We start from the raw sequence: 11,479 nt of genomic DNA on the forward strand, positions 1-11,479 counted from the left end.
TGGATACCCGAAGGGGCGACTCATGGCAGTGCAAGCGGACACGATCGAATGGAACTGGGCTGGCAACTACAGCTACGGGGCCACCACGATTCACCAGCCGACAACGCTCGAGGAACTCCGCACCTTGGTGGCCGGGGCCGCCAAGGTGCGTGCACTTGGCTCCCGACACTCCTTTAATTCCCTCGCTGATACCGACGGGGTGCTGGTCAACCTGTCAGCGCTGGCGCCTGACATTCGCGTTGATGCAGCACAAAGCACGGTCACGGTGAGTGCCGGAACCACGTATGGAATCCTTGCTGCTGAGCTCAAGCGCCAAGGCTATGCACTGCACAACCTGGCCTCCCTGCCCCACATTTCCATTGCCGGTGCAATAGCCACGGCAACCCACGGGTCAGGGGACGGCAATGGAAACCTTGCCACCGCCGTCGTTGCTCTGCAGTTCATGGACGCTGCCGGTGAGTTGCACAACGTCACCCGCCAGCGGACCCCCGACTTTGCTGCCTACGTGGTGGGTCTGGGCTTGCTGGGGATTGTTACGGAGGTGACCTTGCAGATCGAGGCCGACTTCAAGGTGGCCCAGCATGTGTACACGGAGCTGCCTTGGGATGCTGTCTTGGCCAATTTTGACGAGGTGACCTCACGCGCCTATTCCGTGAGTCTGTTCACCGACTGGCGTGGGGATACTGTGGGGCAGGTCTGGTTCAAGCAGCGCTTGGAGGACGGCCGCACCGGTGACTACCCGGCGTCGTTCCTGGGAGGTACGGCCGCAACCGTCGAAATGCATCCGTTGCCGGGAGTCTCCGCCGTGAACTGCACCCCGCAACTGGGGATAGCCGGGCAGGGCTCGGACCGGCTCTCACACTTCCGCATGGACTTTTTGCCCAGCAGCGGCAATGAGATCCAAAGCGAATATTTGTTGCCCCGCGAACACGCCGTTGCCGCCATCAACGCCATGCGCGAGCTGTCCGCCACCATCTCGCCGTTGTTGCTGGTCGCCGAGATTCGCACCATCGCTGCCGATGATCTGTGGCTGAGCCCCAACTATGGCCGCGACGGCATTGGCTTGCACTTCACCTGGAAGTTGGACCCAGAAGGCGTCCAAGCGGTGTTGCCGCTCATCGAGGAGGCGTTGGCACCCTTTGCCGCGCGCCCGCACTGGGGGAAGGTCTTTGCCGCTGACGCCGTCACCGTAGTTCCGCTGTACCCCAAGTTGGCCGACTTCTTGGCGCTCGCAGTTTCTCTTGACCCGGGTGGCAAATTCCGCAACGACTTCTTGGACCGGACCATCTTTGGCGGCTCAGCAGGCACCCATGAGAGAAAATAGGGTCATGTCTTCTACGGAACCTTCCCACGTGTTCGAACCGGGGGCCGAGCTTGCCCGCTCCAGTAGTCCGGCCAGAATCCTGACCTTGGTCCACCGCCATGGCTCCCTGAGTCGTGCCCAATTGACGAAGCTGACGGGGTTGAACAGATCAACTGTGGGCGTGCTGATAGCGGCACTGGTAGCCCACGGCCTGGTCTTCGAAGCGGCGCCAGCGGGTGAGGCCCAGGTGGGCCGGCCCAGTCCGGAGGTCCACCCGAATCCTGCCGTGGCGGCCCTGGCTGTCAACCCTGAAGTGGACGCGGTCACCATCGGTTTGGTGGGGTTGGGTGGACGGGTATTGAGAAAGGTTCGCTACCCCACCCAGCGGATTCCCACTGCGGCCGAGGCTGTCAACATTGCCGCGGCCGTGATTGCCGGGATGCGCGGAGAACTCGATGCGCAGTACCGCGTGGTGGGGATCGGTGTGGCAGTGCCCGGCCTGGTCACAGTGGCCGACGGCGTCGTGCGGCACGCCCCGCACCTGGACTGGAACAACGAACCGGTGGCACAGATGATGGCCGAGGCCACCGGATATCGCGTCAGGGTGGCCAACGATGCCTCCCTAGCGGCTGAGGCCGAGATGACTTTCGGGGCGGCCACCGGGATTGCGAATCTCATCTACCTCAACGGTGGCGCCAGCGGGATCGGCGGCGGCATTGTTGCCGACGGCAGGTTGCTAACGGGGGTGTGTGGATATGCGGGGGAGATCGGCCACACGCTGGTGCGCAGCGACGGCACGAGCTGCCATTGTGGTGCTTTTGGCTGTTTGGAGACCGAGGTGCGCCAGGCGCCACTGTTGGCCGCTCTTAAGCTCGACGCCGGTGATCCCGCAGCGCTGGCACGCGCCCTGAGTGGCACGAATGATCCGGCGGTGACATCTGAGGTGCACCGCCAGGTGGCCTACCTTGCCACCGCTTTGCGGAATGTGGTGAACGTCTTTAACCCGGAAGCTGTGGTGCTGGACGGGTTCCTAGCCGCCCTGTACGCGGCCGCGCCGGAACAGCTATTGGCGGCAGTGACCGCGCAGTCCATGCGGGAGCCGGGCGCTCAGGTGACCATCCATCCGGCAGCGTTGGGTGCAGACCTCATGATGGTGGGCGCGGCGGAACTTGCCTTTGCGCGACTCCTGACCGACCCCGCCGGATTCATGGAGGCGCACTGAGCCGGCCAGCTCCACCAGAGGGACACGGAAAGAGCAAAGCCAACCCGTTGTGCGTCAGCATCGCACAACGGGTTGGTCCTCTTTTATTGCCAGAAAAACTACGCGCGGGCGGGGCTTGACAGGGCCTCGCGGGTGAGCGTCGTCTGCGTTAGCGGCACGGCGTCCGGGCGGGGGCAGGTGCGCTCGATTTGGACCAGCTGGCCTGTGTGGGCAGAGCGCAGGACCGATTCCATCACCTCCAGCGCGTGGAAGGCTAGGGCGCCTCCTGCCCTCGGCTCACGGCCTGGGGCAGTGGTGGCGAGATCGTGCAGGCCAATGCCACGGGAAGCATCCACGTAACCACCGGAAACAGGCAGCGTCTCCCACTCAGAATCGCCGAGGCGGCGCAGCTTGACCTCGCCGTCAAAGATATTCGGGTCGGGAACTATCAAGGAACCCGTTTCGCCATGGACTTCAATGTTGGCGGCCTGCGTGGCCACAGCATCGAAACTCATGACCAGTGTGGAGAGCGCACCGGATTCGTGGATCAGCACGCCACTGACGTGGGTATCTGTTGACACCGGAATCTGCTCCCCGGCCCGGGGCCCGGTGGCGATGGTGCGGGAGTCCCGAGTGTGACTGGCTGCACCAATAGCGGATTGAACCGGACCCAGCAGCGTCACCAGCGACGAGACGTAATACGGTCCCATGTCCAGCAGCGGGCCACCGCCGGGCACATAGTAAAAGTCCGGATTGGGGTGCCAGCGCTCATGCCCGGGGCACATCATGGTGGCCGTTGCAGAGATGGGGCGGCCAATCAGGCCGTCGTCAATGGCTCGGCGTGCCGTCTGTGTCCCGGTCCCCAAAACGGTGTCCGGGGCGCAACCGAGCGTGACGCCGGCGGCAGTAGCGGCAGCCAGCACCTCGGCGGCCTCAGCCGAGGTGGCTGCCAGAGGTTTCTCACCGTAAACATGCTTACCGGCGGCGATGGCCGCCAGGGCGACCTGCGCATGCGCGGCAGGAATGGTGAGGTTCAAGACCAGCTCCACCTCGCCGTCGTCCAGCAACTCCTGCACGGACAGTGCCCGGACGCCGGGAAGCTCCGCAGCCACGGCCTCGGCACGGGCCAGATCCAGATCAGCCACGGCAACCAGCTTAAGGGTTTCCAGCGAGGGGAGGGTGGCCAAATATTGGGCGATGATGTTTCCGCAGCCCACAATGCCAATGTTCAGTACGTTTAGCGGCTGGCCCACAGCATGCCTCTTTCAATGATGGTTTTAACGTTGGGATTTTCCAGAATGTCCACATGGTGGCCGGGAGTGGCGACGAAGATTTTGCCGTTGCCCCACCGGCGGGTCCAGATGGCGGGGGAGGTGACCTCACGGTGCCAGGGGTCCCACTCCCGAACTTTTTGTGTGGTGGTGGCGAGGACGTCGATGTAGCTGTCCGCCAGCACCCAGTATTGTTCGGTGACCAGCTCGAAGTCGCCGATTCCTTCGGTGATGGGGTGGCCGGCGGCCTCCGGGGTCATCGTGACAGTGTAGGGAACATAATTATCGGACTGTTCGCCGACGCGTTCATCGGCGTGCTTGCCCGGATGGCAGGCGAACTGGCCCCCGATGAGGTGCAGGTAGTCGGAGTTGTTGCGGTACGAATCGGCGATGCCGCCGTGCCATCCGGCCAAGCCAGTGCCGGCCTCGACGGCGTCGCGCAGGCCCTCAAATTCCTCCGGTTCGATGGTGGTCATGGTGTTGCATTGGACGATGAGATCCACGCCGGCCATGTAATCGGCGTCGGCATAGATGGCGGGGCTTTCCTCGACACGGACTTCGAAGCCGTTGGCGCGCAGGTAGGGGATGAATAGCTCGGTGGCCTCAACGGGCTGGTGGCCGTCCCAGCCGCCGCGAACCACAAGTGCGTTTTTTGATGGTGTCATGGGGTGTCCTCTTGGTTAATAGTGGTCCAGTGGCTGTTGTTGGTGGCGCTTTCTTCTACGGCGGCCAGCACGCGCTGGACGCCCAGGGCTTCAGCGAATGAGGGCGTGGGTTGGGTTTTGTTGCCCAGCGCGGTCACCAGATCCACCACTTGGTGTGTGAAGCCGTGCTCATAGCCAAGACCGTGACCTGTGGGCCACCAATTGCCCACATAAGGATGTTCGGGTTCGGTGACCATGATGCGGTGGAAGCCGCGAACACCTGCCTCATCCCGTCCGTCATAGAACTGCAGGAAGTTCATGTCCTCGAAGTCGAAGGCCAGCGAACCTGCAGAGCCGTTGACCTCCAGCCGCATCGCGTTTTTCCTGCCCAAGGCGGCACGGGTCGCTTCAAACACGCCGATGGGGCCGCCGTCGAACCTGGCGCTGAAGATGACAGCGTCATCGACTGTGACGGGGCCCATTTCGGTGTTTTCGTCGACAGTTCCCGTGCCCCCGAGACCAACGAAGTCCCCGCCTGTGGGGCGTTGGGTGGTGAAGGTTTCCATGAGGGCTGAGACGCCGGTGATGTGTTGTCCGGTGACGAATTGGGCGGCGTCGATGCTGTGCGCACCAATGTCGCCCAGTGCCCCCGAACCGGACTTGGACTTGTCCATCCGCCAGGTCAGCGGCGCGTTTTCATCCGAGAGCCAGTCCTGGAGGTACTGAGCCCGGACGTGGCGGATGGTGCCAAGTTTGCCGTCGTCGATCATGGATTTCATGAGTGCCAGGGCCGGGGTGCGCCGGTAGGAATAACCGCACATGGCAAATACCCCGTTGTTGGCAGCTTCGGCGGCGACGGCCGTCATCTCCTGGGCTTCGGCAACGCTGTTGGCGAGCGGCTTTTCACACAGCACGTGCTTGCCGGCCTTGAGTGCGGCGATGGCAATTTCAGCATGCGTGTTTCCGGGGGTGCAGATGTCGATCAGGTCGATGTCGTCGCGTTCAATGAGCGCCCGCCAATCGGTTTCCGTGGAAGCCCACCCCATTTTTTCGGCGGCATGTTCGACGGCGGATTGGTTCCGTCCAGCGATCGCCGTCAATTCAGGGGTCAGTGGCAGGTCAAAGAAGCGGTGGGCGTTGCGCCAAGCGTGGGAGTGGGCGGCGCCCATGAAGGCATAGCCAGCCATCCCTACCCGGAGGTCAGGTTTTTGTTGCCTCGGCATGGAGTGAGAGTCCTTTCGGTGGTTATTTGCTAAAGCCGGCGGTGAGCCCGCTGAGCAGTTGCCGGCGGCCGATCACGTACAGCACCAAGATGGGCAGCGTAGTCAGCACCACCGAGGCGAGCACGGCCGGGATGTTGACGGAGTATTGGCCCTGGAAGGTCCACAACGCCAGGGGGAGTACCCGCAGCTCCGGGCTCTGGGTGAGTATCAACGGCAACAGGAAACCGTTCCAAACCCCCAGCCCGTTGTAAATAGCGACGGTGACGATGGCCGGTTTGGTCAATGGCAGCGCCAGCCGCCACATGGTCTGCCATTCGCTGCACCCGTCAAGGCGCATGGATTCGAACAGTTCATTGGGGACATCCCGGATGAAATTGGACAGGATCAGCACCGTTAGCGGGATGGCGAACGCGATGGAGGGCAGTACCAGGGCCAACAGCGAGTCATAGAGGTTGAGCTTGATGATCAACAGATACACCGGGATGATGGTGGCCTGCAGCGGAATGGCAAGGCCCATCAGGAATAGGCCATTGACAGTTTTTAGGAAACGTCCCCTGCCGCGTACGATCGCGAACGCCGCCATGAAGGAGAAGCCGACGGCCGGCACGGTGGCACCGAGTGTGACGATGACGCTGTTGAGAAAGTACCGCCCAAAGTCATTGGCGAGCACCATCTTGTAGTTGTCCAAGGTGGGTTCTGCGGGTAGGGCCAGCGGGTTTTGGCTGAAGTAGCCGGCCTGGCTCTTGAAGGACGTGACAACAATGTAGTAGATGGGGATGATGATGACGGCCAGCCAGATCCACCCGGCAGCTCCCGCCGGCAGGTTGAGCTTGCGAATTCGGGCACCCGCCACGGTGGCCGGCCGGCGTGACCGCTGAGCAGGGGATGTTGGTGAGGGCAAAGTTGTTGCCATGGTTACATGCCTTCCAATTGGCTGCCGTTTTTGTCTTTGCCGCCCAGTCGTTGCAGCCACAGGGCGATGCCAAGGCCCAACAGCACCAGAATCACAGCTGTGACGCTGGCCTGGCCCATTTGGTTGGCCTTGAATCCTGTCAGATACATGTCCAGTGCCAGATTTCGGGTGGCATTGCCTGGCCCGCCACCGGTGATCACAAAGATCAAGTCGAAGTAGGTCACAGCACCCACGACCATCAGGGTTGACGAGGTGATGATGGTGTATTTCAGCTGAGGCACCGTGATGTAAAAGAACTGCTTGACCCGCCCGGCCCCATCAATGGAGGCAGCCTCATACAGGGATTTGGGGATTTGGCGCACGCCGCCTTGGTAGATCAGCGTGTGGAAGGGGATGAATTGCCAGGACACCACGAAGATCACCACGCCCAAGGCCAGCTGGGGGTGTCCGAGCCAGTCCTGTGCCAAAAACGGCATGTTCAAACCAGCGGCAAGACCGAAGTTTGGGTCCAGCAGCGACTTGTAGGCGATGGCGATCGCCGCCGAGGACAGTAAGAGGGGAAGGAAGTACAGGACTGCCAGCAGGGCCCGGTATTTTTGTGAGCCCGCCGTGAAAGTTCCCAGGAGCAGACTGATGGGCGTCTGGATGATCCAGGACAGGGCCATGATCACCAACGTGAGCCACAGTGCGTGGTACATGGTGGGATCGGCAAAGGCACGCATCCAGTTCTCTACACCGGCGAAAGTTATGGAGCCAATGCCGTCCCAGTCGGTGAAGCTCAGCAGAAACACCCCGGCCAACGGCAAGATGGCGAACGCCAAGAATATGATGAGCGCCGGCACAACAAGCCAATTCAAGCGCCCCGTCACGGTGGAGTTTCGTTGCGGGCCATCTGCCGGGTTTCCCGTGCCTTTACTGTTGCGGCGTCGGGCCCGTTTGGCTCCCTGTCCGGCGCCAGCGCTCCTGTCGGCAACGGTCATGGTGGAGCTCATTGGCCAAGAGTCGCATTCATGTTGCTGGCAAACTGCTCAGGCGTGATGGATTTAATGAACAACTGGTCGATATTGTTGAGCAAGGCCTCGGCGGCGGTGGGGCTCAGTGCCTGGTCCCAGGACTGTTGGAAGTTGGGCGCGTCCTTGGCCGTGGTGTACACGTACGTCAAGAATTCCTTGGCATCGGTGGCCGCCAGCTGATCTTCGATGCCCGTGACAATCGGCACGGCGCCGGATTCGATCCAGGAAGTGACCTCGGCGGGGGTCAGCAGGCCCTCGGCGAAGTACTTCTTGGCAGTTGCCTGCTCCTCGGCGCTTGCCTTGGCCGAGATGGACATGTACTGGCCGGGGTTGCCTACGGTGTTCTTCAGGTCGCCCTTTCCGCCGTCAACGGTGGGGAAGTCAAACCAGCCCAGGTTTCCGTTCGGAACGAAGTCGCCGCCGTCGTTCTTCATGCTGCCGTAGGTCCAGGCGCCGTGCAGCATCATGGCCGCCTTGCCCGTGTAGAGCAACGCCTGATCGGCGTTGGAATCGGCGGTGATCGAGGAGAAGCCCTTAATGAAGCCGTTGGCGGCGACCAGCTCCTGGATCTTGGTCAGTGCCTCGAGCGCTGATGGATCCGACCACGCGTTGTCCTTGCCGGCAAAGATGTTGTTGAAAAGCTCTGGGCCCCCAACCCGGTCAAACACGAATTCCAGCCACATCATGGAGGTCCAGCGAGACTGGCCTGCGAGCGAAATGGGTGCAATGCCGAGATCGTTGAATGTCTTGGTCAAGGCCATCAGCTCATCCCACGTTTTGGGAGGCTGGGCGCCGGCCTTGGCGAAGAGTTCCTTGTTGTAGAAGAAAATGATCGGGGCAACCGTCTCGTTGGGCAGCGCATAGATCTTGCCGTCCACAGTTGCGGCACCAAATGCGGACGGGAACAGCCGGTCCTTGACTTGGGGATTTTCCTCGAGCCACGCGGTCAGATCCACCACCTGGCCGGCTTCGACGTAGGTCTTCAATCCTCCGCCTCCCCACCCGTAAATCATGGTGGGAGCTTCGCCAGCGCCGATGGCCGTCTTGATCTTGGTTTTGAAGGCATCGTTCTGGAACAAGGTGAGCTTGATCTGATTGTCCGGATTGGACTTGTTGAATGCGTCAACAGTGGCCGTGCGGATAGTCTCACCGGGAGCTCCGGTCAGCGACCAGATACTGGCGGATCCGGCGCCGCCGGAGTTACCGCCGGGGCCAGAGGTGCCGCAGGCGGTGAGGCCCCACACGGCGAGAGGGGCCAGTCCTGCAAGTGTCAAAAATGATCGGCGAGAGGCGGTGCTGTGTTCCATTCTTATCTCCATTGAAAAGAGCCACTGGGTGGCTGATGTGTGACAATGCTTGCAAACACTTTCGAAATATTTCGCAACTAATTCTGTAGCTGTGTAGAATCTAATCGTGACTAGGCTCACACGTCAAGGGTTTCATGTGACCATTTGACTGCCAGCTCTACATTCCGGCACACTGGCGAGAACAGAAACATTTCGAAAGGACTGGTGGGTCAATGCGCGAAGCGCGTTCGAAGACGAAACCCGTGCTTGCCACGGTTGCGGCGCTGGCAGGAGTGTCAGCGCCCACGGTGTCCAAGGTAATCAACGGCCGCGACGATGTTGCAGAATCCACCCGGGCTCGCGTTCAGGCTGCCCTGGCGGAACTGGGTTACGAATCTCCCATGCAGCGCAGAGCCAGGTCCACCGGGCCGGCCATGGTGGATCTGGTGATTGACGGTTCCGCCACCCAGTACTCCATGGAAATCCTCACCGGTATCCTTGATTACGCGGCCACCGAGGATGTCGATGTGGTGGTCGGCAGCGTCACGCCCGCGAAATTGCACCGGGCGAACCATGAAGAATGGGCGCAACGGATGGTTGAGTCCGGGCGCAAGGGCCTGATCTTGGTGACCTCGGAGATGACGACTCAGCAGCTCGACTCTTTCGCGAACAGGAATATTCCGGTGGTCGTGATTGATCCCTTGAATCCGCCGCGCCATGGCTACACCAGCGTAGGGGCCACGAACTGGGCCGGTGGCAAGGCCGCCACTGAGCACTTGATCTCTTTGGGTCATCAGCGTATAGCGTTTCTGGGTGGGCCTCGAGCTGCCGAATGCAGTGTTGCCCGGCTGCACGGGTATCTGGCCGGGCTGATGGGACACGGAATTTCGTCGCGGCCGGAATATGTGCTGGTCGGCGAGTTCAGCAAAGCGTTCGGCTTGGCCGGCGCGCGAGAGCTTCTGGACCTGGCTGAACCGCCCACGGCCATCTTTGCCGGCTGTGACGCAACAGCGTTGGGTGTCTTGGAGGAGGTTCGGCACCGGGGTTTGCGTGTCCCTGATGACTTGAGTCTTGTGGGCTTTGACGGCACGCCCCTGACGGAACAAACCCTGCCCCGGTTGACCTCAGTGGCCCAGCCGCTGCAGGAGATGGGCCGAGCTGCGCTCCGTGCGGTTTTGCGCCTGGCTCAGGGGGAGATGCTTGATTCCTCGCACATGGAATTGGCCACCGAACTTGTCATCCGGGATTCCACGGCCCCGCCGCGCACAAACCACGTGCCCGCTGGTTCGGATTTATGATTGCACTGGGCCCCGGCGTAACGCCCACGGTATTGGACAAGCGAAGGTGACAGGCGGCAGTGGGAGGCTGACTCCTGCCGAACGCGAGGAGCCTGACCAGACGCGAAAAATGGCGTCCGGAGAGAGTCCAGGGTGCCATTGCTTGTCACGGGTCGCCACAAAGGGCCGCCGATGCTCCAATTCTGGTGTAGTTCGCCTCAGACCCACCCGTAGCAGCTGTAGTTTCAATCGTGGATTCCGCATGAGCTGCTGTTTGTAACCCGAAAAGCCCACAACGCTGAGATGAACTCTGGGCTTTGGCCCTGCAGAAACACCATGAGAGCTGGATGCTCCATCGCTAAAGTCCTCGTTGGGAGCAATCATGGTGGCATCATCGACGTCTCAAAGATCGGCGTCTCAAAGATCGGGGACGCGTGATCGAACTGCGGCAACCCGTGGGGCAAAAAGGTCATCCTGGACGGGGCAACGGTCATTAACGCAGCACGCGGGATGCTGGTGGATCATCAAGCGCTGCGGGTCGAAACCGTATCGGGGCGCATCAGTGCCGTTCTTGATGTGATTGAGCCGTAATCGCTGCCGCTGGACTACTCCTACCCGCTCGGTGCCGGTGAGGTCCTTGTGCGCGGCGGACTGGACTTAGAGGGGTTCTGTGACGAACGCTATTCAAGGCGGAGCATGGGCCTCAACCAAGTGGCCTGGTTTGAAGGCGCCACTGCCGGGCGTTCCACCACGCACGAATTGAGCACGGATGAATTGATCTCGCGCGAAGGAGTAAACGCGTGAGGCCCCCACTCATCGGGCTGCTGCACTACGGGCGGCTTTGGAGGATCCGGGCAAGACGGTGATTGTGTTGGGGGAGAATACCGTTGAGCAATGGTTACCGCAGTTGTGCTTCACCTTCCGGCCCACCGTCTTTTGGGCATGGCGTACCGGCGCCCACACTGGCACTCGTTTGCGTCTACCGAAGGACCCGATGTGGGATTACTTCACCAAGCGGGCCGCGGACTGGCACCACCACGGTTCTGACTTCATGCCCGGAGCCACACAGCTGCTGTACTCGCTGCTTCGCTGGGCCACGGCAAGCCCGTTGCTAGCGATCGTGCGGGTGCAGATTCTGTTGGGGCGGCGGCCACGCTCCAGCGCAGGTTCTTGTGGGGATTAAAGTAAAAGGCTCCCATCACCGGACAAACATTCCGGGGATGAACTGCTCCCCGGAAGTTGGACTGATTAATTCAGATCTTTACTTCCGGGGAGTTTTTCATGCGTCCGCATAGTTCATTGACCGCCGAGCAGCGGCTAACTGCCGTCGATCTGTTTGAGGAAGGGT

10 protein-coding genes are annotated in these 11,479 nt (G+C 61.3%); 4 read left to right on the forward strand and 6 right to left on the reverse strand.

What is annotated here, in order from left to right; genetic code table 11:
- Positions 1–22 precede the first annotated feature (22 nt).
- The gene (locus CVS28_RS17480; protein WP_103482312.1) at positions 23–1,324 is read left to right on the forward strand and encodes an FAD-binding protein; all 1,302 of its coding nucleotides are present in this window, start codon (positions 23–25) and stop codon (positions 1,322–1,324) included.
- Between the two features lie 4 nt (positions 1,325–1,328).
- A complete protein-coding gene (locus CVS28_RS17485; protein WP_103482313.1) occupies positions 1,329–2,525 on the forward strand; it encodes an ROK family transcriptional regulator in 1,197 nt (398 codons plus the stop codon).
- Between the two features lie 98 nt (positions 2,526–2,623).
- Here CVS28_RS17485 and CVS28_RS17490 read toward each other — a convergent pair whose 3' ends face one another.
- The 6 genes from CVS28_RS17490 to CVS28_RS17515 are packed head-to-tail and all read right to left on the reverse strand — an operon-like array spanning position 2,624 to position 8,875.
- Positions 2,624–3,757 (reverse strand): Gfo/Idh/MocA family protein, encoded by a 1,134-nt coding sequence (locus CVS28_RS17490; protein WP_103482314.1) that lies wholly within the window; start codon positions 3,755–3,757, stop codon positions 2,624–2,626.
- Entirely contained in the window at positions 3,742–4,440 is a 699-nt protein-coding gene (locus CVS28_RS17495) for a ThuA domain-containing protein (RefSeq protein ID WP_103467390.1), read from the reverse strand. The genes CVS28_RS17490 and CVS28_RS17495 overlap by 16 nt, the downstream gene beginning before the upstream one ends.
- Complete coding sequence (locus CVS28_RS17500) at positions 4,437–5,642, reverse strand: Gfo/Idh/MocA family protein (RefSeq protein WP_103482315.1); 1,206 nt, start codon at positions 5,640–5,642, stop codon at positions 4,437–4,439. Before CVS28_RS17500 ends, CVS28_RS17495 begins: the two co-directional genes overlap by 4 nt.
- Before the next feature lie 22 nt (positions 5,643–5,664).
- Positions 5,665–6,555, reverse strand: a complete 891-nt coding sequence (locus tag CVS28_RS17505) for a carbohydrate ABC transporter permease (protein ID WP_103467392.1) — start codon at positions 6,553–6,555, stop codon at positions 5,665–5,667.
- A gap of 2 nt (positions 6,556–6,557) precedes the next feature.
- Entirely contained in the window at positions 6,558–7,547 is a 990-nt protein-coding gene (locus tag CVS28_RS17510) for a carbohydrate ABC transporter permease (RefSeq protein WP_243399958.1), read from the reverse strand.
- Positions 7,544–8,875, reverse strand: coding sequence for an extracellular solute-binding protein (locus tag CVS28_RS17515; RefSeq protein WP_103482316.1), 1,332 nt, complete (start codon positions 8,873–8,875; stop codon positions 7,544–7,546). The genes CVS28_RS17510 and CVS28_RS17515 overlap by 4 nt, the downstream gene beginning before the upstream one ends.
- 212 nt (positions 8,876–9,087) lie before the next feature.
- On the opposite strand from CVS28_RS17515, the gene CVS28_RS17520 reads away from it, so the two are divergent.
- On the forward strand, positions 9,088–10,152 hold the full coding sequence (locus CVS28_RS17520) for a LacI family DNA-binding transcriptional regulator (protein ID WP_103467394.1): 1,065 nt from the start codon (positions 9,088–9,090) through the stop codon (positions 10,150–10,152).
- A 453-nt stretch (positions 10,153–10,605) separates the two neighbouring features.
- A complete protein-coding gene (locus CVS28_RS17525; protein ID WP_279325083.1) occupies positions 10,606–10,722 on the forward strand; it encodes an NAD(P)-dependent oxidoreductase in 117 nt (38 codons plus the stop codon).
- The last annotated feature ends 757 nt before the right edge of the window (positions 10,723–11,479 follow it).

The organism is Arthrobacter glacialis, from assembly GCF_002909415.1.
GTDB classification, from domain to species: domain Bacteria; phylum Actinomycetota; class Actinomycetes; order Actinomycetales; family Micrococcaceae; genus Specibacter; species Specibacter glacialis.